At 40.6% G+C, this 23,524-nt stretch carries 18 protein-coding genes and 1 pseudogene; 17 read left to right on the top strand and 2 right to left on the bottom strand.

The features are described from left to right. Positions 1-80: 80 nt before the first annotated feature. From J7I93_RS16360 to J7I93_RS16325, 8 genes are all read left to right on the top strand, one after another. Positions 81-2,258 carry a malate synthase G gene (locus J7I93_RS16360; RefSeq protein WP_214726941.1) on the top strand — a complete coding sequence of 726 codons (2,178 nt, stop codon included), beginning with the start codon at positions 81-83 and terminating at the stop codon, positions 2,256-2,258. A 66-nt stretch (positions 2,259-2,324) separates the two neighbouring features. Continuing rightward, complete coding sequence (locus tag J7I93_RS16355) at positions 2,325-3,104, top strand: fumarylacetoacetate hydrolase family protein (protein WP_214726939.1); 780 nt, start codon at positions 2,325-2,327, stop codon at positions 3,102-3,104. Positions 3,105-3,172: 68 nt separating this feature from the next. Then, on the top strand, positions 3,173-3,949 hold the full coding sequence (locus J7I93_RS16350) for an IclR family transcriptional regulator (RefSeq protein WP_214726937.1): 777 nt from the start codon (positions 3,173-3,175) through the stop codon (positions 3,947-3,949). 236 nt (positions 3,950-4,185) lie between these two features. Further along, positions 4,186-5,976, top strand: a complete 1,791-nt coding sequence (locus J7I93_RS16345) for an L-lactate permease (RefSeq protein ID WP_214726935.1) — start codon at positions 4,186-4,188, stop codon at positions 5,974-5,976. Between the two features lie 421 nt (positions 5,977-6,397). Further along, a complete protein-coding gene (locus J7I93_RS16340) occupies positions 6,398-6,796 on the top strand; it encodes a GntR family transcriptional regulator (protein WP_214726933.1) in 399 nt (132 codons plus the stop codon). After that, a complete protein-coding gene (locus J7I93_RS16335; RefSeq protein WP_214726931.1) occupies positions 6,780-7,676 on the top strand; it encodes an ABC transporter ATP-binding protein in 897 nt (298 codons plus the stop codon). Before J7I93_RS16340 ends, J7I93_RS16335 begins: the two co-directional genes overlap by 17 nt. Next, positions 7,651-9,609 (top strand): DUF6449 domain-containing protein, encoded by a 1,959-nt coding sequence (locus J7I93_RS16330; protein ID WP_214988541.1) that lies wholly within the window; start codon positions 7,651-7,653, stop codon positions 9,607-9,609. The genes J7I93_RS16335 and J7I93_RS16330 overlap by 26 nt, the downstream gene beginning before the upstream one ends. A 33-nt stretch (positions 9,610-9,642) precedes the next feature. Further along, the gene (locus J7I93_RS16325) at positions 9,643-10,164 is read left to right on the top strand and encodes an RNA polymerase sigma factor (protein WP_214988539.1); all 522 of its coding nucleotides are present in this window, start codon (positions 9,643-9,645) and stop codon (positions 10,162-10,164) included. A 136-nt stretch (positions 10,165-10,300) separates the two neighbouring features. Here J7I93_RS16325 and J7I93_RS16320 read toward each other — a convergent pair whose 3' ends face one another. Next, on the bottom strand, positions 10,301-10,822 hold the full coding sequence (locus tag J7I93_RS16320) for a hypothetical protein (protein WP_214726926.1): 522 nt from the start codon (positions 10,820-10,822) through the stop codon (positions 10,301-10,303). A gap of 182 nt (positions 10,823-11,004) precedes the next feature. On the opposite strand from J7I93_RS16320, the gene J7I93_RS16315 reads away from it, so the two are divergent. The 7 genes and pseudogenes from J7I93_RS16315 to J7I93_RS16285 all read left to right on the top strand — a co-directional run bounded on the left by J7I93_RS16315 (position 11,005) and on the right by J7I93_RS16285 (position 19,999). Next, entirely contained in the window at positions 11,005-12,219 is a 1,215-nt protein-coding gene (locus J7I93_RS16315) for a nascent polypeptide-associated complex subunit family protein (protein WP_214726924.1), read from the top strand. Between the two features lie 1,153 nt (positions 12,220-13,372). Further along, entirely contained in the window at positions 13,373-13,912 is a 540-nt protein-coding gene (locus J7I93_RS16310) for a competence protein ComK (RefSeq protein WP_214726922.1), read from the top strand. Positions 13,913-14,006: 94 nt separating this feature from the next. Then, positions 14,007-14,779, top strand: a pseudogene (locus tag J7I93_RS16305) (3-hydroxyacyl-CoA dehydrogenase). A gap of 173 nt (positions 14,780-14,952) precedes the next feature. Then, positions 14,953-16,098: an acyl-CoA dehydrogenase family protein gene (locus J7I93_RS16300; protein WP_214726921.1), complete on the top strand. Its 1,146-nt coding sequence runs from the start codon at positions 14,953-14,955 to the stop codon at positions 16,096-16,098. Between the two features lie 11 nt (positions 16,099-16,109). After that, positions 16,110-17,261, top strand: a complete 1,152-nt coding sequence (locus tag J7I93_RS16295) for a thiolase family protein (protein ID WP_214726920.1) — start codon at positions 16,110-16,112, stop codon at positions 17,259-17,261. A gap of 21 nt (positions 17,262-17,282) precedes the next feature. Continuing rightward, positions 17,283-18,851, top strand: coding sequence for a fatty acid--CoA ligase (locus J7I93_RS16290; RefSeq protein ID WP_214726919.1), 1,569 nt, complete (start codon positions 17,283-17,285; stop codon positions 18,849-18,851). A gap of 20 nt (positions 18,852-18,871) precedes the next feature. Then, positions 18,872-19,999: a CaiB/BaiF CoA transferase family protein gene (locus J7I93_RS16285; protein WP_214726962.1), complete on the top strand. Its 1,128-nt coding sequence runs from the start codon at positions 18,872-18,874 to the stop codon at positions 19,997-19,999. 115 nt (positions 20,000-20,114) lie between these two features. Here the strand turns inward: J7I93_RS16285 and J7I93_RS16280 are convergent, their stop codons facing one another. Continuing rightward, a complete protein-coding gene (locus J7I93_RS16280; protein ID WP_214726918.1) occupies positions 20,115-20,594 on the bottom strand; it encodes a hypothetical protein in 480 nt (159 codons plus the stop codon). A 190-nt stretch (positions 20,595-20,784) separates the two neighbouring features. Between J7I93_RS16280 and pssA the strand changes: the two genes are divergently transcribed. Both pssA and J7I93_RS16270 read left to right on the top strand, forming a co-directional pair. Further along, complete coding sequence (gene pssA / locus J7I93_RS16275; protein WP_214726917.1) at positions 20,785-21,480, top strand: CDP-diacylglycerol--serine O-phosphatidyltransferase; 696 nt, start codon at positions 20,785-20,787, stop codon at positions 21,478-21,480. Positions 21,481-22,054: 574 nt separating this feature from the next. After that, entirely contained in the window at positions 22,055-23,359 is a 1,305-nt protein-coding gene (locus J7I93_RS16270) for a sensor histidine kinase (RefSeq protein ID WP_214726915.1), read from the top strand. The last annotated feature ends 165 nt before the right edge of the window (positions 23,360-23,524 follow it).

Raw genomic sequence — 23,524 nt, 5'->3', positions numbered from 1 at the left:
TGTTTTGTAATAACAAACATCCTATCTCTGCATTTTGCCCAGTCTTAAAGTACAGGGCAATTCTAAGGAGGAAATGACCAATGGGAAACTATGTGAAATCTGGAAACATGCAAGTTGCAAGTGAACTCTATGAATTTATTAATTCTGAAGCTCTTCCGGGAAGCGGAGTTGATCAGGAGCAATTTTGGTCAGGTTTGGAAGCGCTTGTAAACGATTTGACGCCTAAAAATAAAGCACTTCTTGCAAAGCGTGATGAAATTCAAAATCAAATTAATACTTGGCATCGTGAAAATAAAGACTTCGATTTTAATAGCTATAAAACATTTTTAGAGGAAATAGGTTATCTTGAACCTAAAGCAGAAGATTACAAGATCACCACAGAAAATGTTGATGATGAAGTGGCTATCCAGGCTGGCCCTCAATTAGTTGTGCCTGTTAACAATGGACGTTATGCAATCAATGCAGCAAATGCTCGCTGGGGCAGCTTATATGATGCACTATACGGAACCGATGCCATCAGTGAAGACGATGGTGCTCAGCGGGACGGTGGCTATAACCCTGTCAGAGGTGAAAAAGTTATTTCATTCGCCAGAGAATTCCTTGATCAAACAGTTCCATTAACTAGCGGGTCGCATAAGGAAGCAGTACAGTACAAGGTAGAGGATGGAAAGTTTGCTGTTGTCCTTAGCAATGGGGAAATTGCAGGATTGGCAGATGAAGCGAAGTTTGCCGGCTATCAGGGAGAGCAAGATCATCCAACCGCAATTCTTTTGAAAAATAACGGCCTGCACTTTGAAATTCAAATTGACAGAAGCCATCCTATCGGAAAAACAGATGATGCTGGCGTTAAAGACGTACTTCTCGAGGCAGCTGTTACAACGATCATGGATTGTGAAGACTCCGTAACAGCAGTTGATGCAGAAGACAAGGTTCTTGTTTACCGAAATTGGCTTGGATTAATGAAAGGCGATCTTTCTGCAACGTTTAGTAAAGGCAATAAAACATTGACACGTACATTAAACCCTGATCGTACGTATGTATCCCCGACAGGAGAAGATTTATCTCTGTCAGGTCGTTCACTCATGTTCGTCCGCAATGTTGGTCATTTAATGTCTAACAACGCTATTTTAGATGCTAATGGGGATGAAATTCAGGAAGGAATTCTTGATACAGTGGTGACAAGCCTTATCGCCAAGCATACCATTCTTGGAAATGGCCCTTACCAAAATTCATCAAAAGGCTCCATCTACATTGTTAAACCGAAAATGCACGGTACTAAAGAGGTTGCTTTCGCGAATGATTTGTTTGACCGTACTGAAGATTTGCTGGGACTTGAGCGGAATACATTAAAAATTGGTGTTATGGATGAGGAACGCCGTACTTCCTTAAACCTAAAAGCGTGTATCCGTGAAGTAAAGGAGCGCATTGTATTTATTAACACAGGATTCCTTGACCGTACTGGCGATGAAATGCATACATCGATGGAAGCTGGCCCGATGATCCGCAAGAACGACATGAAATCAACTGCATGGCTTAAGGGCTATGAAAAGTCCAATGTTAACACCGGTCTTGAAACAGGCTTCCAGGGGCGTGCCCAAATTGGAAAAGGAATGTGGGCTATGCCGGATATGATGGCTGATATGATGGAGCAGAAAATCGGCCATCTGAATGCAGGAGCCAATACTGCATGGGTTCCATCTCCGACAGCTGCAGCTCTGCATGCTTTGCATTACCATAAGGTAGATGTTAAGGAAGTACAAAACAAGTTAATGGAGGATATTTCTGATCTGCGCGATGATATCCTGCAAATTCCGGTTGCTGAAAAGCCGCAATGGACACCTGAAGAAATTCAAGAAGAGCTTGAGAATAACTCACAAGGCATTCTGGGATATGTTGTACGCTGGGTTGAACAGGGCATTGGCTGTTCAAAAGTGCCAGATATTAACGATATTGGTTTAATGGAAGACCGTGCCACATTAAGGATATCCAGCCAGCATGTTGCGAACTGGCTGCACCACGGCATTTGTACAAAAGAACAGGTGTTTGAGACCCTTAGGAAAATGGCAAAAGTGGTAGACGAACAAAATGCTGGAGATCCGGCTTATCGCCCAATGGCAGCTGATTTTGAGAACTCGGTTGCTTTCCAGGCAGCATGCGACCTTGTATTTGAAGGATATGATCAGCCAAACGGCTACACTGAGCCAATTCTGCACCGCCGCCGCCTTGAAGCTAAAGCTAAGTATGCTGTAAAACAATAAATGATTATAGGAATGGGGCATGAAAATGCCCTGTTCTTTACAGATAACTGAAGGGAGATACAGAAAATGAAGTTTACAAGGTTCGAAGTTAATTCAGCTGTACATACAGGAGTAATAGAAAATGAAACAGTTAAAGAAATTAAAGGTGATATTTTTGGAGAATGGGAGTTTACAGGGAATTCTTTCTCAAAAAGCGAAGTAAAGCAGCTGGCCCCGCTTGTGCCAAATCAGATTATCGGTATAGGAGCTAACTACGTATCCGCAAAAACTGATTTACCGGAAACGCTTCCTGAGATTCCAGTATTCTTTTTCAAGCCTGTTTCGTCCGTAATTGGACCAGAGGAAAACATCGTAATTCCGGAGGGCATTGAACAGATTAAATTTGAATCGGAACTTGCTGTAGTTATCGGGAAAGAGGCTAAGAATGTAGCAGAATCGGATGTGCTTGATTATGTCTTTGGCTATACAGTAGGGAATGATGTAACAGCGCCGCAATTCTTCCATAGTGACGGACATTGGACGGTAGGAAAATCTTTCGATACTTTCACTCCGCTGGGACCTGTTATTGAAACAGAATTGGACCCATTCCAAGTAAAGGTTGAAGCGAAATTAAACGGGCAAGAAAAGCAGAACAGCAGTACGGAATTAATGATTATACCGATCCGCAAAATGATTTCTTACCTGACGAATGTGATGACACTGAAGCCAGGGGATGTCATTTTGACAGGAAGCCCTGTTGGAGCTGAAATGGTTGGTTCCGGCGATGTTATTGAGTGTGAAATTAAAGAAGTAGGAACACTTCGCAACACATTTGCTGCAGCCCGAGAAGGTGTAAAAACAGTTTAATCATTTTCACAATTTCTTGTATGCTATAATGTTTTAAAGATAAAGGTTTTGCACCAGAGGTGAACGTTTTGGAAAGAGAAAATATGGTTAAATCTGTTAGCAGGGCACTTGATATCATCACGCTGGTTAGCATGAAAAAAGGCGGCCTTGGGGTTACAGAGATAGCCAAGCAAATAGACATAAATAAAAGCTCGGTTTACCGAATCCTTTCAACACTTGTACAATATGGATATATTGAACAGGATGGCGAAACAGGCAAATATAAGCTGGGCTACAAGTTCCTTGAGATCAGCTCAAAGCTCCTTGAATCAATCGATTTGAGGGCGGAAGCAAGGCCTTTTTTACAAGAACTTGAGAATGAGACGAACGAAGTTATTCATTTAGTGGTATACGATCAGGGAGAAGTTGTATATATCGAAAAGCTTGAGGGCAATGAAACATTGAGGATGCACTCAAAGGTTGGGAAAAGGGCTCCTATGCATTGCACATCTGTAGGGAAAGCCATTCTTGCACACCTGCCCTCCAGTGTGGTAGTTGATATCCTGGAACGGAAAGGGATGCCGGTCCATACGGATAAAACGATAACTGATAAAGAAGAATTTCTTAAAGAACTCAGCCAAGTTAGGCAAAAGGGATATGCGCTTGATCTGGAGGAAAACGAATATGGCATTACATGTGTAGCTGTTCCTATTTTTGACCATTTGGGAAAGGTGATTGCAGCGGTGAGTATATCAGGACCTACCATGAGAATGACGGACGACAGGATGAAGACGCTGAAATCGATAATGGTTAAAACAGGAAAAGATATTTCCGCCCGTTTAGGTCATGTCAGCCGTATCAGTTAAATTTATTAGCCCAATATATCTTATATTAAAGATATATCGGGCTAATTTTTTTATTAAAAAATATATATTTAATTTTCTTAATATTGTTGAAATTACAAAAAAGGACTGTATAATAAAATATAGGCCAAGTAGTTGTTGTATAACAAAACTATTATAGTTATATAACAATGTTTCTTCGTCCGCAACAAAATGCAATTATTGTTTGTCATTACGAAACAGAAGGAGGAAATGTTTTTATGAGTACTGGAACTTTAGCTTTTCTATCTCTTTTGCCGATTATTGCTGTTGCAGTGTTCCTTGTTGGAATGAGATGGCCGGCAAGTAAAGCGATGCCCATTTCATACCTTGTTGCAGTCGTTTTAGCGCTATTTATCTGGAAAGTGCCCGGCGCTAATGTTGCTGCTGCCTCAATTAACGGTCTTGTAGTCGCTGGAACACTCCTGTACATTATTTTTGGTGCAATTCTGCTCCTTAACACCCTGCAGGAAAGCGGCGGAATTAAAACAATCCGCCAGGGATTCACGGATATCTCTGCAGACCGCCGTATTCAGGTCATTATCATCGCGTGGCTGTTTGGGTCGTTTATTGAAGGTGCTTCAGGCTTTGGAACTCCTGCAGCAGTAGCGGTTCCGCTTTTAGTTGGATTAGGGTTCCCAGCGATGGCAGCAGTTGTTGCCGGTATGGTTATTCAAAGTACGCCTGTTTCCTTTGGCGCCGTAGGAACTCCTATGCTGGTGGGAGTACAGACTGGTTTATCGGGTAACGCCAGCCTTACGGACAATCTGTTGGCACTAGTTACACAAATTGCAGGACAGGTTGCAATTCTCCATATGATAGCAGGCACATTAATTCCTTTATTTGTAGTGGCTCTAATGACAAGATTTTTTGGAAAAAACAAATCCTTTTCTGAAGGAATTAAAGTCTGGAAATTTGCCTTATTTGCTGCTTTTGCCATGACAATTCCATATGTAATTGTAGCGAATGTCCTTGGACCTGAGTTCCCCTCAATGGTTGGGGGATTAGTCGGTTTGGCAATTGTAGTTTCTGCAGCAAAAAAAGGCTTTCTTATGCCGCCAAAGGATCAGGTTTGGGATTTTGAAGAAAAGTCTAAATGGGATCCTGAATGGACTGGAAAACTTGAAATTAAAGAGGTTGCACACAAAAGCGGAAGCATGAGCATGATGCGTGCATGGGCTCCTTATGTTTTAGTCGGCCTGTTTTTAGTATTAACCAGATTGAAATCGCTTCCATTCCTTGGCTGGATGCAGTCCTGGACTGTGAAATTCGAGAACATCTTTGATTCAGGAATCACTTCGAGTTTTCAGCCGCTTTACTTGCCTGGTACCATCTTTATTTTGGTATCAGTTATCACCTATTTCATTCATGGAATGAATGCAAATTCATATAAGAAAGCTTGGGCTGATTCAGGTAAAACAACAGTAGCTGCTTCTACGGCTTTAATTTTTACAGTGCCAATGGTTCAGGTATTCATTAATACAGGAGGAGGTGCTGCAGGCTATAACCAAATGCCGATTGAATTAGCAAATGGAGCTGCAGCCCTCGCAGGAGAATTCTGGCCGTTCTTTGCAACATTTATTGGTGGTCTTGGTGCCTTTATTGCCGGAAGTAATACAGTTAGTAATATGATGTTCTCCTTGTTTCAATATGATGTAGGATCACAAATCGGTGTGGATGCTACGTGGATTGTTGCCCTTCAGGCAGTAGGCGGAGCAGCTGGCAACATGATTTGTGTGCATAACGTTGTAGCAGCATCAGCTGTTGTAGGATTAGTAGGAAAAGAAGGAGCTGTTATTCGGAAAACATTATTCCCGTTTTTCTATTACGCCTTATTAGCAGGATCAGTCGGATACTCGATTGTCTGGTATTCGCAAAAAGGCATTTTCAACCTTGGATCATTCATTGCAGTCGGCATTGCTGTCGCTGCCGTATACATTATCGCAACAAACAACAGACGCTCCAACATGATTTTGCCTCCTCCTCCAGTGAATGTGAAGTCTGCTAAATAATGATGTTTTCCACTGGCTTAGCTGTTATGCTAAGCCAGTTTTTTTATTGTGGATTTATAAGTTATTGGCACTGTTAATGCTTATGGTTGTATCTTAGCCCCTATTGATTGGAGCGGGAGGCGAGAGATCCTCGAAAATGCATTTGCAGTTTTCTTCGTTCAGTGTTTATTGAAAGCCTAATCAATGTCCTGCGGGAGTGCGGATCTAAGGAAGACCCCGTAGGAGCTAAGCGACCAGGAGCATCGGGCCGCCCACGGAAAGGGATTGCCTGCAGTGGCAATCATCAGGCAAATTTAAAAGAGCCAGGCTATTAAAAAAAATTCTAAAACCCTATTCCCTTTTCCAGATACTTGTAATATAATCTAACTGTATTAACTGTATTACGAGTCATAGTACACTATATACAGGTGGGAGGGTTAGCATGTTTGAATTGGACGTAAGGAGCCGTAAGCCCATATATGAACAATTGGTTGAACGGTTAAAAGAGCTGATCATAACAGAGGTTTTAAAGGCTGATGAACAGCTGCCTTCCGTAAGAACGCTGGCCCAGCAGTTGACGATCAATCCTAATACCATTCAAAAGGCATACAGGGAGCTGGAATCCCAAAGCTATATCTATTCAATTAAAGGAAAAGGAAGCTTTGTCAGTCCCGCAACTCCCAAGCAAAACAGTGAAAAAATCGTTAAGGTAAAAAGTGAGCTTTCGAAGCTCCTTTCTGAGGCATTATACCTCGGTATCTCAGCCGATGAAATATTCAAGATGATTAAAGAGATAGAAGCAACAGTAGGGGGAGGGATTGAAAGTGATCAAAATCAGTAACGTCGGGAAATCTTTTGAGGAACTGGAAGCTGTTGAAAAGGTTAGCATTCATGTGAACAAAGGCTCTATATATGGATTGCTAGGTTCTAATGGAGCCGGGAAAACAACACTCTTGAAACTATTGTCAGGCATTTATGTACAGGACGAAGGATCAGTGACGATAGATGGCGAGCCAGTTTTTGAAAACAAGGCCATTAAGGATAAGATCTTCTTTATTCAGGATAATCCCTTTTTTCTTCCACAATATACGGTCAAGCACATGGCACAGTTTTATAAGAGCATTTATAGCGGATGGGATGAAGTTCGATTCGGCGAGCTGGCTGCCATATTTGAAATGGATGTACATAAAAAGATTCATAGATTTTCAAAAGGAATCCAGAGGCAGGCTGCATTCATCCTTGCTTTGTCAGCGAGACCGGAAGTCCTGATTCTTGATGAACCAATGGATGGCCTGGATCCTGTTATGCGAAAAAAAGTTAAAAGCCTTCTAATTAATGAGGTTGCAGATAGGGAAATGACTATTTTGATTTCATCTCATAATTTACGGGAAGTGGAAGACTTATGTGATTATATAGGCATTATGCATAAGGGGCGGATCATTCTTGAAAAAGACTTGGATGATATCAAATCAGAGACCCATAAAATTCAGGTAGCTTTTAAAGGACCGGTACCTGCCATCTTTGATTCTATGAAACTGCTGCATAAAGAAAAAAGAGGCAGTATCATGATTTGTATTGTCAAGGGAGATGCTGAGGAAATCTCAGCCTATGTTGAACAATTCAAACCTGTCATTTTTGATCTGCTTCCCCTTACGCTTGAAGAAATTTTTATTTATGAAATGGGGGATGTTGGATATGCTGTCCAAAATATCCTTGGTTAATAAAGAAATTTGGAAAACCATCATAAGGAGTGTTGGCTGGGTTTCGATTATTTATTTTTTAGGGCTGTTTTTTAGCATTCCACTTGAGATTTTGATGACCACCTCAGAGGAACAGCGTAAATTCGTAGATATTGATAATCTGTTTCAATATAATTTTCAGATTCAGATCATTTTAACCATTAGCATACCAGTGCTAATGGTAGTCTTTTTATTTCGGTTTCTGCAGATGAAACCGTATAGTGATTTAATCCATAGCCTGCCGATTAGAAGAGAAGCCATCTTTCATCAATATGCCATTACTGGACTTCTTCTTTTAATCTTGCCGGTTCTGCTTATCGCCATTATCGTTTTGATTCTTTATCAGCCGCTCTTCTTGAATGAATTTTATGAAATTGGCGAAATTTTTAAATGGCTGGGCATCACCCTTATGTACAATATCTTAATCTACTTGGCCGGTGTTTTTGTAGGAATGGTTACAGGTTTATCTGCGGTACAGGGGGCATTATCCTATATTGTCCTGCTGCTGCCAGCTGGGCTAATCATTCTTCTGGCTTTTAATTTGCCATTTTATTTATATGGATATCCTAATCAATACTATATGGAAAGTAAGGTTGAAAAGTTTTCTCCTTTGACTTCATTGGTTCAAATCAATTACCGTGCTCCCGGGACAAGCGAGATTGTGGTTTATCTCATACTTATACTTTCGTTGTATTGGCTGAGCCAATGGATTTACAAAAAGAGAAAGCTGGAGGCTGTTTCTCAAGCTCTTGTATTTCCAATTACTAAACCAATTTTTAAATACGGAACAACATTTTGTACCATGCTTCTTGGCGGGATGTACTTTGGCGAGATGAGGAACGGCGTGGGATGGCTAATTGCAGGCTATGTGTTCGGAGCACTAATCGGATATGCAATAGCAGAAATGGTTTTGCAAAAATCCTGGCGTGTGACTATCCATGTTAGAGGACTAATCATTTATACAGCCGTAATCGCAGTATTGTTCATGCTATTTCAATTTGACTTTACCCAATATGAGAAAAACATACCTTCAGCCCGCGAGATAAATCGGGTCCATATTAGCGAAAGTTATTATCTTTATAGTGACATTGATCGGGATGAGCCTTTATATCTAGAAGAATTTGAAAATATTGATCTGGTCAGAAGGCTTCATCAAGAGATTGTTGAAAATAAAAGCATTGATCACATGCAGGCCAATCACCGGGATACTGCCTTTATTGTATATGAGCTGAAAAATGGCGAAAAACTTGTTCGAAACTACAAAATAGATAAAACGAAATACAGGCCCTTCTATAAGCTTATCTTTGAATCGGATGAATATAAAAAAGCAACAAACGAGATCTACAAAGTTGCAGCTGATGAAACTACCAAAATTACCATCACTCCTTCAGGTCCTGTAAATAAGCGGGCTATAATTACAAATCCTGATGATCTAAAAGAAGCAGTTGAGATTTTGACAGAAGAAGTGGATTCAGCAGCCTATGAAGAGAGCATGAATGATGTCGAGCCGTATGCCTATATCGAAATTTATTATAGCAACAGCAAGAAAGCCTACATGCAATGGAATCCTTCCTATAATAAGTTTGAAAAATGGCTGAAGGAAAAGTCACTCCTTGATGAAGCCAGGGTAACTAGTAACGATGTTTCATATGCCCTTGTTATGAAAGCAGAGGATCTTAATATTAATCATGCAAGAGGTTTTTCATACGAGGATATATTTGAAGATATGAAACAAAGCAACCAGGCAATGAAAATCACTAATGAAGAACAAATTGAGAGCAGCCTTAAGAGCGCAAGAGGTTTTGTTGATGGAGAATATTTAATTGCATTCTATTTTGAAGAGCAAAGAGCCATTGATATTAAAAACTTCAATGGAAAAAACGTGCCAGGCTTCATAAAAAAACATTTTGAATAGAAGCTATATAGCTGGAAAGAGAGGGGGATGAGAGTGAGTAAACATTCAGTTGATATGAGAGAAATTTGTAATCTGTATAATAATCGGCTTTTTCACGTTGCTTACTGCATTACACGTGATCACTATCTTGCACAGGATGTTGTCCAGGAAACACTCATTAAAGCATATAAAAAAATAGATACCGTTGAGGATCAGGAAAAATTAGGTGCATGGCTATCGGCGATTGCTACCAGAACAGCGATTGATTTTGTCCGAAAAGAAAGAAGGACAAATGAGAGAATAGCAGTCTGCACCGATTTGGAAAAATGTCTGGAAAGAACTCATCTGGATGCCGGTCAGGAAGCAGAGGTAAACATACTGCAGGAACAGATATACACATATGTCGATTCCCTCTCACCTGAACAGAAAAGAGTGTTCCTGCTCAAAATAAGATATGGGTTAAAGGAAAGAGAAATAGCGGACATCCTTCATCTTAACCCCAATACAGTTAAAACAAAATTGTACCGTGTCAGGAAGCAGCTGAGAGAAATGCTCAAAGATCGATATTCTGCCTGATTTAAAAACAGCTTCTGAAAGGGAGCTGTTTTTATATTTCACTGGAACAGTTGCTAATATTATTAAAAAGTTTCTGACAGATTGCCTGAATTGAAAATTGGATAGAGCGATGATAAATCATTTTAAAGCAAGAAAATCAAAAAATAATGTTTGGAAAATCAACAGATTGCTGCTGACTTAACCCAAAAACCTTATATTTTATTATTAATTCTCCTATATCACCCTCGAATTTTATATCCAGCAGCTCCACTCGGAAAATAACTCTCAAGTCTTCCTTAACAGGATACCCTGCTACAGGGTAGTAATCTTCTGTGAATCCTTCTTGAATGGCACGATCCTCGGGGATTGCTCCCGTTTTATTATATTTATCCGTTCTTTCAATAAAAGCTTCAATCGAAATCTGCCCATCGTCCTCAGTTAACAGAGTTCCATCTTCTTTGTACAATGAAATACTTTGAAGAATCGGAGTGCCAATTCCTTCCCAGCTAAAGTCATATCCCAAATAAACAGCCTGATGTTCCTCAAACATCTCTCTGCTGACCTCGGTGTGGCTCCATTGTGTAAAATGTCCGCTTCTAAAGGTCATATAGCTTATATAAAAAAGGGCTAAAACACAAATTACAACAAATGACAACAGCAGACGTTTACGATTTTTCATGAAATGCCTCCGTTTAATCATAGAATGATAATATCTATATGCCTTAGTTTAAGGATGTGTCCGAATAGATTACATTTTTACAGGGAATCCCGCTGAAGAAAGAAATTATTAATAATGTACTGAAAAAACAAGCCGCTTTCCCTTTGAGGAAGTAAACTATTAGATGACTGAGGAGATATGCAATGAAAAGGAACTGGAAAAATACTCTTATTGGAATTGGCATTCTTTTTATTATTCTCTTTGTGATGGACCAGGTTAAAGTGAAAAGAGAATCGGTTAAGCCAGAGCCGCCTATGATGGTATTCCATAATATGGGGGAAGAAGTCCCTTATAACATCGGAAACTACCGGTGGGAGGAAAAAGGAAATACAGTAGTAGCAGGTGATAGGGATCCGTATGACTTAATTCAGGATATGGCTCCCTTTCAGGTAAATCCTGAAGCAGGCCTTGAAATGATTACTAAACAAAAGCCAGTAAGTGTAGAACTAGGGTATAGGAACGGTAAGGAGGAAGTTCAATTTAAAACCGTAAAGTTTGAGCCTATTCCTTTGCCGGAGCGCCCTGGAAAGCATGTAATGATTGTAAGAGTTAAATGGGAAGAGGAGTATATATTTCTAATTGGAGTTTCCCAGAGTTTTAACTATGAAAAACTCCTGTCTGACAAGGATGGAAGCTATTCGCTGCTGGCTGTTGTTCCCGAACCAATGATGGGTATATTGAAAATGCCTGAACCCGCATGCAGGCAAATTTCAAAAATGAGAGGATCAACGGATTTGTATGGAATACAGGAACAATTTCCGGAGTTAAACATTCAGGCAACTCCTGCCTTCTATTTGTTTAATAATCGAGACTTGGAGTATCAATCCCAGAGCTGGGGAGAAGTAATTGATTACCTATTGCCAGATAACTTTGGCGAGCATAGAGGCCTTAGCGGTACGATAACCGCCATTGACTATAAAAAAAGTTTGGTAACAGTAGGGGACGGTACTTTTTATTGGGATCCATATGCTGTTCACACTTTCTCCATTCCGAAAGTAGGCCAGGAAGTCCACGCTTCTGTAACCTTTTTTGACCAAAAGGATCCTATGCAAACCAGGATGACATCTTTTAGGATTTCCAAGGAGGCAGATCCGCTATTTCATGAAGCTCAGTGGAGAGCTGAAGAGCCCGAGAAATACGCTATATTGGCGGTTGGAAATGAAGAAGAAATGAGAAAGTTGAACCTGAAAGAATTACCTGGCGTCGGTAAAGTTAACATCCGTAAGCCGACGAAAATGAAGGGTAGCTTTGACATGCCAAGCCCCATATTTATGATTTTCGATCAAAACATGGCTATATTTTTGGCAGCTGACTATCATGAGCTGGTGGATTATCTTGAAATGAAATCGAACCAATAGGAAAAAGGGGGCTGAATATTGATGGCACCCTTTTCTGGTTTGTCAAATTTAGTTGTTAATTTAAAGGAATAACGACAATAATTCCTTGATGCTTAAAGTATGGGAGTTAATCGGGAGGAATAATGACGAAAATCCCAGGGATGCAGGTAAGATGGTAGTTAATGGAATGAAATAACGACGATATCTCAAGGATTTCACGTGATATGGTAGTTAATCGGGAGGAATAACGACAAAAATCACAAGGATGCAGGTAGGATGGTAGTTAATTCGAATGGAATAACGATGATATCTCAGAGATTCCCGTGATATGGTAGTTAATCGTGAGGAATAACGACGAAAATCACAAGGATGCAGGTAGGATGGTAGTTAATCGAATGGAATAACGGCGATATCTCAGGGATTCCCGTGATATGGTAGTTAATCGTGAGGAATAACGACAAAAATTTCAAGGATGCAGGTAGGATGGTAATTAATCGAATGGAATAACGACGATATCTCAGAGATTTCCCATGATATGGTAGCTAAAGGGAGTTAAAAGAATATCGTCCATGTTTTCCGCATCTGAGGCATCTTAAAATGTGAACATTTTTCGAAAGTTTTCATAGGGCACTTAACTCATTTAAAAAATAAACATTTACCTAAGAAATCAATAGAATACTGACAATTCTATCTACATTTAACTAAGAAGCACCAATTATTATATACATATACCAGTAGAGGTGTCAATGAAACAAATCAATCGGGTGGTAAGCCTATTTCTCCTTTCCAAAAATAGCATAAAACTATAGAAAAATATTTTTACATTTAATAGAAATTATAGGTATAATAGTCCCGAAAGCTGCGAAATTTGTCGTAATTTAATGTGGTTATAGCAGGATACTTCTTAGTTAGTCTCCTCATACCTGCTCTCCTTAGAATTTGCCTCATCATGAAAAATTCATATAGTTTATGGACAAAATAATTTCCTCTTAAACGGAAACTAAAGCGCTTTCTTAAAAAGGAGGTGTGGGTATAAAGAAAATCTCTCTTGCCTAAGCCTGGCGGACTCACACAAGAGAGAGCGGTGAAAGGAGTATACCTTTCCATGTAAGTATACTGCTTTTTATAAAAATGTGAAATACGTCACAAAAATTTAAAAAAGGGAGAAGTAAAAATGATTGGGAGTATTAGGGAAGAGTTTGTAATAAGACGGGATACAATGGCCATCTTACCGGAATTCACTTCGAGTGGAGAATACTCAAAAGTAATGGAAGGCGACCAAACCTTTGGTGTGGACAAATCACCTTACGTATTAATGAATGAAAGTCTATTGCATTATTGTTCTGATTTAAAGGGAGCGATGAGGGGGACAAAAACCATTCTCGGAAGCATTAATAAACCCCCTGTACGGATTAATGGGAATCCTGATATGTACTGGCTACCTCATAAATCTCCAAATGAAGCAGACTGTGTTTGGATTGCTCTGCATCATATTTCAGATATATTCTCTTATTCTAAAAACCATACAAGGGTAATCTTGAGTAATGGCAGCAGCATTGTTTTGGGGATTAGCTTAAAACAGCTTCAATCGAGAATTGATACCGCTGAACAGCTTCAATACAAAATGAAAAAAATAACGGATAGGACAAGAACCTTCATTCTTGATCCTAAAAATGGCATGCAACTTATAAGGGATGAATATAACAATTACTGAAATAAAGAATTAAAACAAGACATTTAAATTAGCAGGAAAAATCAGCATGCAAATGGAAAGAACTCTTGAGAATGCTTTTAAAGGGAGGCTCATTATGAAACTTCAGGATTCCAGGGCAATAATCACCGGCGGTGCATCAGGGCTAGGCGAGGCGAGGCGACTGCCAGGAAACTAGCGGGAAGCGGCGGCAAAGTACTTATCGTTGATCTGGCGGAAGAGCGCGGGAATAAGCTTATGGAGGAATATGGTGAAAATATCCTCTATATAAAAGCGGATGTAACCAAGGAAGACGACATTCGTAGAGCAGTTGCATATGCAGCAGATCAATTTGGGTATATTAATGCGGTTGTCAATTGTGCAGGAATAGGGATTGCTGCTAAATTATTGGGCCGCAAGGGGATTCATGAGCTTGAAACATTCTCCAAAGTTATCTCTATTAATCTGATAGGGACTTTCAATGTGATCAGATTAGCATCGGACCAGATGACAAAGAATGCACCAAATGAAGACGGAGAAAGAGGGGTCATTATTAACACGGCTTCTGTCGCAGCCTTTGAAGGGCAAATAGGGCAGGCCGCCTACAGTGCTTCAAAGGGCGGTGTGGTCAGCATGACCTTGCCGATTGCAAGAGAGCTTGCCTCCTATGGGATTCGCGTAATGACCATTGCACCCGGGTTATTCCATACCCCTATGTTTGAATCACTCCCGGAAGAGGCGAGAGATTCTTTGGGGAAAATGGTGCCATTTCCATCAAGGCTGGGGTATCCGGAAGAATATGCAAAGCTGGCTCAAAGTATTGTAGAAAATCCGATGCTGAATGGAGAAACGATCCGTCTGGACGGTGCCATTCGCATGCAGCCAAAATAGAGAACAAAGAAAACTAACCTTTATAGCAAAAAGGTTAGTTTTTTTGAATTTATAATTCTAAATGTTCTAAAAATAATGACAATTATTGTACAATAGATATGAAAGCCTTTGCAAAGGCGGAGATACCTTAATATGTATTATGGCAAGAAAATTTATAGATTCGGAGGGAAACCATGACTGCACCATACATACAGGAAGAGCATGAAATTTTTCGAGAGTCTTTACGCAAATTTCTAGAGAAGGAAGCCTATCCGAATTATGAGCAATGGGAAAAGGACGGAATTATTCCTCGGGAGTTTTGGCGCAAAATGGGTAAGCAGGGCTTTTTATGTCCGGATGTTGATGAGAAGTATGGCGGCAGCGGAGTGGATTGGGGTTTTGCAGTTGTCATTAATGAAGAGCTGGAACGGGTTGGTTCAGGTCTTGTCGGAATCGGGCTGCACAACGATATTGTAGTTCCATATATAACGGCATACGGAACAGAGGAACAGAAAAAAAGATGGCTGCCAAAATGCACAATTGGGGAGACCATCACAGCGATTGCCATGACTGAACCTGGGGCTGGTTCGGATTTGGCAGGGATTAAAACGACAGCAAAGCTTGAAGGGGACCATTATTTAGTGAATGGTGAAAAGACCTTCATAACAAATGGAATCCATTCAGACTTGATCATCGTAGCCTGCAAAACAAATCCGAATGCGGAGCCAAGGCATAAAGGCGTAAGTTTGCTTGCTATAGAGAGAGATACTCCCGGATTTAGCCGGGGAAGGAAGCTAAAAAAAGTAGGGCTTCATTGTCAGGACACGGCTGAGCTGATTTTTGAGGACTGTAAGGTTCCAAAAGATAACTTAATTGGGGAAGAAGGAAAAGGCTTTTTATATTTAATGGAAAAACTGCAGCAGGAACGGCTTGTAGTTGCAATCGCTGCACAAGTGGCTGCAGAAGAAATGCTGAAGTTGACACTTGACTATGTCAAGAACCGCCATGCTTTTGGAAAACAAATCAGCCAATTCCAAAACACTCAATTCAAAATAGCTGAAATGGCTACGGATATTGAAATGGGGAGGGCTTTTCTTGACAATTTAATTGCCGAGCACATGGAAGGCAAGGATGTGGTTACAAAAGTATCCATGGCGAAATGGAAATTGACAGAAAATGCCCGGAAAATTGCTGCTGAATGCATACAGCTTCATGGAGGCTATGGCTATATGGAGGAATACGAGATTGCCAGAAGGTTCAGGGATATTCCTGTCGCCAGCATATATGCGGGTACAAATGAAATTATGAAAAGTATTATTGCTAAAAATATGGGGTTATAGGAGGAGTAAATATGCGTGAAGCTGTCATTGTAGAAGGAGTGCGCACCCCTGTCGGCAGAAAAAATAGACTTTTAAAAGATATCCGGGCAGATGATCTGGCTGCAGAGGCTTTAAAAGCGCTGGTAAATCGCGCAGGCATTGACCCGGCCATCATTGATGATGTCATCCTTGGATGCGTATCGCAAATCGGGGAGCAAACGGGGGATATTGCGAGGGTAGCCTCATTGATTGCCGGTTTTCCTATTGAGGTTCCTGGAACAACTATTGACCGCCAGTGTGGATCAAGCCAGCAGGCTGTCCATTTTGCTGCACAGGCTATTTTAGCAGGAGATATGGATGCTGTCATTGCAGGAGGGGTTGAAAGCATGACCCGTGTGCCTATAGGCTCCAGCTATCAAGGTGTAGGATTCAGCGAAAAGCTGACAAGCAGGCATGAAATTATTCACCAGGGATTGTCGGCAGAACGAATTGCAGAAAAGTATGGATTTACAAGAGAGCAATTGGATCATTATTCATATGAAAGCCATCAAAAAGCACTGAATGCCAAAGCCAAAGGCTATTTTGCCAGGGAGATCGCACCAGTGAAAGTGACTCTGCCAGACGGACAAACCGTTATGGTAACCGAAGATTCCGGACCCCGGAAAGAAACATCTGTAGATGCCCTGAGCTGCTTAAAAACTGTTTTCAAGAAAGATGGAGTTATTCACGCAGGCAACTCAAGCCAAATAAGTGATGGAGCAGCTGCCATTTTGATTATGTCCCGTGAAAAGGCCGAGGTAATGGGGCTTAAACCGAGGTTTAGGATACTAGCTCGCTCAGTAGTAGGTTCTGATCCTACCTTAATGCTGACAGGACCGATTCCGGCGACAGAAAAGGTCTTAAAAAAAGCTGGATTATCCATTAATGAGATTGATATTTTTGAAGTGAACGAAGCTTTTGCCCCGGTTCCCCTTGCATGGCTGCAGGAAACAGGGGCCGATCCGGCCAAGCTCAATCCAAATGGCGGCGCGATTGCCCTTGGCCATCCGCTAGGAGGAAGTGGTGCCCGCTTAATGGTTACCATGATGCATGAGCTGGAGAGGACCGGAAGACGTTACGGCCTGCAAACAATGTGCGAAGGCCATGGAATGGCAAATGCCACAATTCTTGAACGATTAAATTAACATTAAAGGGGAGGAATGAAATTGACGACTACAATCGGGAGGATTTTTGACTTAACTGCCGGGAAGTTTCCGAACAAAGAGGCTTTGTTTGATGTCAGAAAAAATCTGCGTTTTACTTATAAAGAATGGAGCCTGGAGATAAATAAGCTCGCGAATGCCCTATTAAATGCCGGTGTAAGGAAAGGCGACAGGGTTTCAACCTATTTATTTAACACTGAAGAACTGGCAACGGCGTTCTTTGCCTGTGCGAAAATTGGTGCGGTGTTCAATCCGATCAACTTCAGGCTGATGTCCGAGGAAGTAGCTTATATTCTTCAGGATGCAGAACCAAAAGTAGTGTTATTTGAGCAAATGCTGGAATCCGGCATAACTCCCATTGCTCAGCGATTCCCCCATACATCCTTCTGGTATATCGATGAAAACCTGCCAGAATATGCAGCATCTTATCGTGAAAAAGTAGATTCCGCACCACACACCGAAATAGAGGCGGAAATAGAAGAGCATGACTTGTATGCCATTATGTACACCAGCGGTACAACCGGAAGGCCAAAAGGTGTGGTTCATCGCCACCGTGATATGGTTGAACAAAGCCTTATCGTCATCGGGGCGACAAAGCTCGAAAGCAGTGATAATGGCCTCGTAACCGCACCTATGTTTCATTGTGCAGAGCTTCATTGTGCCTTTTTGCCTCGAGTGCATGCGGGTGCCAGAAATATAATCCTCCATCATTTTGAACCGAAAGAAGTATTAAGGTTAATTAGCGAAGAAAAAATCACAAAATTTTTCGCAGCACCTACAATGTGGAATATGCTTCTTCAGGAAAAAATCACCGAATATAATCTTGAAAGCTTAAAGCTGGGGCTTTATGGAGCGGCCCCAATGGCTCCTGCACTCGTATATGCTTGCCGCGATAAATTAGGCATTTCCCTTGTTCAGGCATATGGAATGACGGAAATGGGCCCTGCTATCACGTTCCTGTCTGAACACGACCAGATCAGAAAAGCCGGCTCCGCAGGGCAGGCATGCCTAAATCATGAAATACGAATTGTCAGGCCAAACGAAAACGGACCATCGGATCCGGAAGATACCGTTCCAGCTTGCGAGACAGGCGAAATAATCGTGAAAGGCCCATGTATGATGAGTGGCTATTTTAATCGGGAACAAGCTACCCAAAATGCAATGCATGGCGGCTGGTACCATTCGGGCGATATTGGATACCTGGATGAAGAGGGGTATCTATTTGTAAAAGACCGTGTCGATGACATGATTATAAGCGGAGGAGAAAATATCTATCCGCGTGAAGTAGAGGATGTTTTATATACACATGACGGAGTTCTTGATGTTGCAGTAATCGGCCAGCCTGACGACCGATGGGGAGAAACGGTTACGGCATTTGTTGTAAAAAAAGATCCTTGCCTGACAGAACAAGAGCTGGACGAACTATGTAAAAACAGCACCGAGCTCGCGAATTATAAACGGCCAAAAAAGTATGTATTTTGTGATGTGCTGCCAAGAAATGCAAGCGGCAAAATCCAAAAATTCATGCTTCGCAAACAGCTCGAAGATTTATTTGCGGATGGAAAAATATAAGACGCAGAAAGGATTACATGATGTTAAAAGGCATAAGAATAATTGACTTTTCAAATTATCTTCCAGGTCCGTATGCCTCAATGAGGCTTGCGGAAATGGGAGCTGAAGTTATTAAAGTAGAACCGGTTAATGGAGATCCGGGCAGGCATCTGGATGTTAAAATTGAGGGAACTGGTGCTGTATTTGTGGCGAATAACCGCGGTAAAAAAAGTATAACGCTGGATTTAAAAAGGGAAGATGGGCGGGATGCTGCCCTGAAGTTGATTGCAGAAAGTGATGCTGTCTTAGAAAGTTTCCGCCCCGGAGTGATGAAAAAGTTTGGGCTTGACTATGAATCTGCTAAAAAGCTGAAGCCAGAGCTTGTCTATTGCTCCCTTACAGGCTACGGTGAGATTGGTGGAAACCGCAATCTGGGAAGCCATGATTTGAACTATATGGCGGTAAGCGGAGTTCTTGCCCAGCTAAAGGATCGAAACAGAAGGCCAGTCCATCCTGCCATTACAATGGCAGACTATATGGGAGGCATGGCAGCGAGCGAAAGAATACTGGCTGCTTTGCTTTCCTGTAAGCATTCCGGCAAGGGCAGTTATCATTGTATTTCCATAGCAGAGGTTATGGCTTCAATCATGGGTAACCATCTGCTGATAGAGAATGAGACAGGTTATTCCAATGGCGTTTCTATCTTAAACGGGGACATCATTGCTTATTCAATCTATGAAACAGGTGATAAACGTTTCATGGCTCTTGCTGCTCTGGAGTCTAAGTTTTGGGTGAACTTCTGCAAGGCAGCAGGAAGGGAAGATTGGATTGAGGCCCAGTTTTCCAAGACTAATAGTGATAATCCTATTTTTATGGAAGTAACGGAACTATTCAAAAGCAGGACAATGAGTGAATGGTCTGAATTTGGGCAAACAGTTGATTGCTGCCTGACTCCTATATTGGAAACGGAGGAACTGAAAGGCTTTCCTCTTTTCAAAAGAACTTTTGAAAAAAAACTTAGTTATCCTGCTATTAAAATGCATGGCGATCTAAGGACAGAAGCGTCTTTTCCTCCCAAAAAAGGCGAGCACACTGAAAAACTTTTAACAGAGATTGCAGGAATAACAGCTGAGAAAATCAAGATGATGAGAAAAGAGAAGGTACTTTAAAAGGAAGAAAGATTTAAGGACGGATCGCTAAGATACAAAAGCTGCTGATCCAGGCGGAAATAGATATATAAAATAAGTGGACCCTTAATTTATTAATTAAGGGCCTTTTCATGGGTTAAGCTTCGAAAATAGTAATACTCGCAAAATCCATCCGGATCACTGCCCCGGATGGAATCGGTGAAGGGGCTGCAAGTACCAGGCGAATCTTATCGCCTTTTTCTAATTCTTTTACAAGTAAGGTGGATGTAACATAGGCTGTATCAAATGTGTTGTTATTAAAAGTGGTCTGGGAGTTGATGATTGTTCCGCCGTTTATTTGCAGTTCAAATCTTAACGGCTGGTTTGATGGAGGGGCAGCGCTGAATACTTGAACACTGAACTGCAGGAAATATTGGGCATCTTTTTTTACAGTAATCGTATTGCTCGATGGATCAAAATCAAAATTGGATTTGCCTTTTGCGCTGTTTAAGTTGATCACTGCTGGAATGGCGGTATTTTGGTCAATAAATTGGGCAAGGAAATCATTTGTTGTATAAATCTTTGCGGATTGTGTAAAGCCGTTATTTTCTTTGCAGCCTGAACGATTAGTAAGCATCGGTTTTCACCTCCCTGTCTATACAATATACAATGAGAGCTAAACGATTGTTGTACAGGACAAGTAACTATATCATGTATATTTGGTGCCATTTGAAAGAAGGCAACTGTGCATATAGATTAAATGATATAATGGAGGGGAATACATACTAAAATAAACTTTTATTAAATTTGGAGTGTGATGGTCACGCGTGCGTTTTATTAAAACAATCCCAAACATCGTTACGTTGGGTAACTTATATTGCGGTTTTCTATCAATCGGTTTTGCTGCCAATGGACAATTCAAAAATGCAGCTATTCTCATCTTAATTGGCATGATGCTTGATAGCATGGACGGCAGGCTTGCCAGAATGCTGAAAGCGGATAGTACGCTTGGAAAAGAGCTAGATTCACTGGCAGACATCGTTACGTTCGGAGTGGCGCCATCATTTTTGGTATTCTATACATACTTTTTTCAATTTGGAATACTTGGATTAATTGTTTCAGGTCTTTTTCCATTATTCGGAGCCTATCGTTTAGCCAGATTTAACATAAGCCCTCCGAAATCCTCCCTGAACTATTTTATCGGTGTGCCCATCACGGCAGCCGGGGGGATTATGGCGATTCTGACACTTTTTGGTGACAGGATTCCAAATATCATTACAACGGTTGTGTTTACGGCATTATGCTTTTTAATGGTTAGCCGAATACGAATTCCCAGCTTTAAGGAAGTTCCACTTCCAAAGTACGGGACAATCGTCACAATCTTTTTGGGAAGCGTGTTGTATGTCATCTATAAGGGATCTTACGGGCCATTTCCCAACCTGATCTACATAGCGATTCCGCTATATATTGCGTATTTGGCCTATAGGTTTATTAAAGGGAAAAATAAAAAAGAAATCGATTAGCAGACTCTTTTATAGGGTCTGCTTTTTACTGGCAGTTATCGAAAATTTTATTGCTTACAAACTAGTTTTAATTACTGAGTTGATTGGAGTGGAAATCAACGGGCAAGCTTTATAGTCCAAAAACAACAATCTATACGAAAAAAGCCTTTCTCTTAAACAAGCCCATTATAAGATTTATCAATAGAATAAATTGTCATATTTAGACAGATAACCAGAAAATAAGCTAATATCCCTAACCCTGAAAAAATAAATTGAATTTCATATAGAATTATAGATTTATGATCCTGCATCAAAATACTTAATAAGGCTGCAACATGCTGTTGAATGAGGTTGAAACAGGCCTTGATACTCAATTTAAAAAGCGGTATTCGTACTTGTTTAATAGGGAAGTTTGTCGAAGGCGCTGGAAAAAGGAAGGAACGTTTTAGGAGGTAAGTTTTTTATAATTATATATTATGTAATCTATAGTCGTTAAAAAGTAAATTTTTATCAAAAGATTGTCGATTTATAAAGGAGTCTCTCTCCTTTTTGTTTAATTAGTTAATAGATAAACAGGTATGGAGGCATGGTTCTTTTGAATGATTTTGCAGCTGACTTGATCTTGCATTTTTTGATCATGATGATAATACCTTTTACCAATAACCTGCTTTCTCATCAAAGAGCAGGTATGAAGTCACGGTCATTTCTTATAGTTGCGCTTATTTTCTCCCTTTTCTTGACTATGGCTTTTCCTGTCACAATTGCTGGGGATCAGTCTTTCGATTTAAAATTTATACCCGTATTTGTGGCTTATTTCTATATCCATCCTGTTGCGGGGATTATTACGATCAGTGTATTAATCGGTTTTAAAGCCATTTTTTCAGCAGGATCCCTCCTCTTCATGATTTTGAATTATTCCATTATCGCTGTTCTCTTTTATTTTGCGTCGAAATATTATCAGAAATGCTCTTTCAGGCAAAAGCTTAGTTTAGCAGCGGTATTTTATGTACCAATTACCATTACCCGTTATCTAATTTTTATCCAAGAGGGGCTTTACGGGGAAGCTCTATACCTTGTCTTGTTCTCAATCGTTTCAATTGTCACGATTTCCATGATTATTTATTTAATTGAAATCAATCGATTGCAAGCTGCCATGATGGAAAAACTAAAGAGTGCAGATAAATTAAATGCCATTAGCCAGCTGGCAGCATCTGTTGCCCACGAAATCAGAAATCCAATGACCACGGTAAGAGGATTTCTGCAAATGCTAAAGGATGACCAGAATCTCACTTCGGATCAGAGTACCTTCATCTCAGTGTCATTGGAAGAGCTTGACCGGACAAACCACATTATCAATGATTTTCTTTCACTGGCTCGTCCGGATAGCTCAGTTTCCGGAAAGGTCCTTCTTTCGGCTACACTATTTGAAGTGGCGGATTTTATGAGGTCGTATGCTTTAATGGCTAAGGTCGAAATTAAAACTAAAATTTCTGAAGGTATTTTTATTAATGGCAATAGGAATGAACTCAAGCAGCTTTTTATTAATCTTATAAAAAATAGTATTGAAGCAATGCCTGATGGAGGAATTTTGGAGGTTTCCGCATTTGAAAAAGGAAGCACTGCATATATTCAAATAATCGATGAGGGAATTGGCCTTTCACAAAAGCAATTGTCAATGGTGGGCCAGCCATACTATTCAACGAAAACAAAAGGTACCGGGCTTGGCCTGATGATCTCTTTTGACATTATTAAACGCATGAAGGGCGAGTATAATATTGATAGCGAAGAGAATAATGGGACGACTTTTACAATCAAGCTGCCATTGTTTAAATTATCTGATGAACAGGTAAAGACTTCACTCGCTAAAGTAAACTCTGCCGGCCGGCACCAACCGAATTAGGCGTCACTCTTTGAGGAAAATTAAATGAAATTTCTGCTCTGGTGTCAAAATTTTGCTTCCGCGATTTGAGTAAGGGCTTTATGGATGGAATCAATGGAATACAATGAACCGGGAAATGCAAGTGCTCCCCGATGATGCTGTAAAAAGGAAAAGGGCATAGAAAAA

The sequence above is a fragment of the Bacillus sp. ISL-47 genome (assembly GCF_018613175.1).
In the GTDB taxonomy this organism is placed as follows: domain Bacteria; phylum Bacillota; class Bacilli; order Bacillales; family Cytobacillaceae; genus Cytobacillus.
Note: the sequence above shows the minus strand (reverse complement) of the source record. Positions and strands in the feature narration are given on the sequence as shown.

Coding starts and splice junctions, on each gene's coding strand:
- J7I93_RS16360 (WP_214726941.1), top strand. CDS start 81: ATGGGAAACTATGTGAAATCTGGAAACATGCAAGTTGCAAGTGAACTC.
- J7I93_RS16355 (WP_214726939.1), top strand. CDS start 2,325: ATGAAGTTTACAAGGTTCGAAGTTAATTCAGCTGTACATACAGGAGTA.
- J7I93_RS16345 (WP_214726935.1), top strand. CDS start 4,186: ATGAGTACTGGAACTTTAGCTTTTCTATCTCTTTTGCCGATTATTGCT.
- J7I93_RS16340 (WP_214726933.1), top strand. CDS start 6,398: ATGTTTGAATTGGACGTAAGGAGCCGTAAGCCCATATATGAACAATTG.
- J7I93_RS16330 (WP_214988541.1), top strand. CDS start 7,651: ATGCTGTCCAAAATATCCTTGGTTAATAAAGAAATTTGGAAAACCATC.
- J7I93_RS16320 (WP_214726926.1), bottom strand. CDS start 10,822: ATGAAAAATCGTAAACGTCTGCTGTTGTCATTTGTTGTAATTTGTGTT.
- J7I93_RS16315 (WP_214726924.1), top strand. CDS start 11,005: ATGAAAAGGAACTGGAAAAATACTCTTATTGGAATTGGCATTCTTTTT.
- J7I93_RS16310 (WP_214726922.1), top strand. CDS start 13,373: ATGATTGGGAGTATTAGGGAAGAGTTTGTAATAAGACGGGATACAATG.
- J7I93_RS16300 (WP_214726921.1), top strand. CDS start 14,953: ATGACTGCACCATACATACAGGAAGAGCATGAAATTTTTCGAGAGTCT.
- J7I93_RS16295 (WP_214726920.1), top strand. CDS start 16,110: ATGCGTGAAGCTGTCATTGTAGAAGGAGTGCGCACCCCTGTCGGCAGA.
- J7I93_RS16285 (WP_214726962.1), top strand. CDS start 18,872: ATGTTAAAAGGCATAAGAATAATTGACTTTTCAAATTATCTTCCAGGT.
- J7I93_RS16280 (WP_214726918.1), bottom strand. CDS start 20,594: ATGCTTACTAATCGTTCAGGCTGCAAAGAAAATAACGGCTTTACACAA.